The organism is bacterium, from assembly GCA_009926305.1.
Taxonomy (GTDB): domain Bacteria; phylum Bdellovibrionota_C; class UBA2361; order UBA2361; family RFPC01; genus RFPC01.
Genome location: RFPC01000222.1, coordinates 1 through 1411, shown reverse-complemented (window position 1 = coordinate 1411; position 1411 = coordinate 1). Strand labels below are relative to the sequence as shown.

The 1411-nt window shown below is 47.9% G+C and carries 1 protein-coding gene; it reads right to left on the bottom strand.

Going from position 1 to position 1411, the window contains the following annotated elements:
• Nucleotides 1-88: 88 nt before the first annotated feature.
• Nucleotides 89-907: a hypothetical protein gene (locus tag EBR25_14015; protein NBW42086.1), complete on the bottom strand. Its 819-nt coding sequence runs from the start codon at nucleotides 905-907 to the stop codon at nucleotides 89-91.
• Between the last annotated feature and the right edge of the window lie 504 nt (nucleotides 908-1411).

Genomic DNA, 1411 nt, shown 5'->3' with positions numbered 1-1411 from the left:
CGAGGGCTGCAATTCGTGGCAAAAGAGCTACGAAAAACCTAATGAAACACATATTTTCTTAGGTCTTGATGCTGATCGCGCTTCTTTCTCACCTCTTGAGTTTTCCTTGGACAAAGAGCAAGGACTTCTTTTGAGCGTAAGTCGATTCTCCTGACGTCACCGACTGAAGTAACGCACGCCCATACTGACAGACTTCTAAATCTGGCAAGTTTGAATACTTCTGCCCTGTTAAGACATAGCCAAGTAAACGCAGATCTGTTCTCATAAGTTTGAAGACTAAAGATTGGTACTCCCCCTTAATTTTCTCAATTTCCTCATCAGGAAGCACCTGTCCCTCGGTCTGACCATTAACAAAAAGTTCGAGTGCCTTTGCTCTTAAACCAAAGTACTCTCGAAACTCACTTGGCGAGAGAGAAGACGCCAGCGCTATAAACGGTCGTCCCTTGCCGTCCTGATTAGGCGGCTTTTTCCGGAAAAGCTGAGCACACTCGAACGCAGTTGCTGCGTCAACAATCTTTGAAGTCAGCTTCGAGACGACAAACGCATCCAAGGCGTTAAGTGTTGAAAACGTCTTTTCACGGCGCTCATCAAGTAATTCAATTGCTCTACGCGCAACAAGCGCATCGTTCTTTACGGAATGTTTGCCATTCGAACTTGAAGAGTTCTCCATATCACGTGAACCGGATACGCCAGCCTCCTCTCTCATAACAAGTAGCCAGGCGTCTTCAGCAACCATCTCACCCCAGGATCTTATGGCCTGATCGTATTCACTCGATAACGCCAAGCTTGAAATCGTTAACTCAATTTCCTGTTTGAGCGCCTCAGCATAGGTTTTCTTTGGAGCGTCAGAAGCCCAGGCTAATAATTGAGGCGCACTAAGCCCCAAAGCGACACAGACGAAAGACAAAGACCACGAACGAAGAGAAGCTAATTCCCTCAATTGTCAGTTCCTATTAAGTAAAAAACGAGTTGCCGAAGAGAGGAGACGAAGTAAATAACTCGAAACACAATAGAACGAGACAGCATGCTCGCATATTCGATCAAGCAAACACCTCAAGGTGTAGGTTTCACTAGAAAGTTTAGAGAACTTCTTGGGACACCAGACTGATGGGCGAGATGGCCATACAGGAGCTACAAGCCAAGCGCAGGCCGAGGCCTTGGGAGCGGTGAGGCTAGGAGTTAATTTCGCGAAGACTCTTGGCACCACCTTCCCCCTAGCCTTATGCTCCTACGGCTAGAGCCTAGAGCACACCCTCAGGCTTTATCCTGGCTTTGATCGGTTCTTGGCGCCCGCAGCGCTAAAGTAAAGCTCTAAGAAGTCCGCATCGGGCTGAGTTGAGGACGAGATGAACTCGTCTTTCCCAGATCGGTTGGTTGTAGCAGCCTCTTTAGGCTCCACCCGTTTCGGATT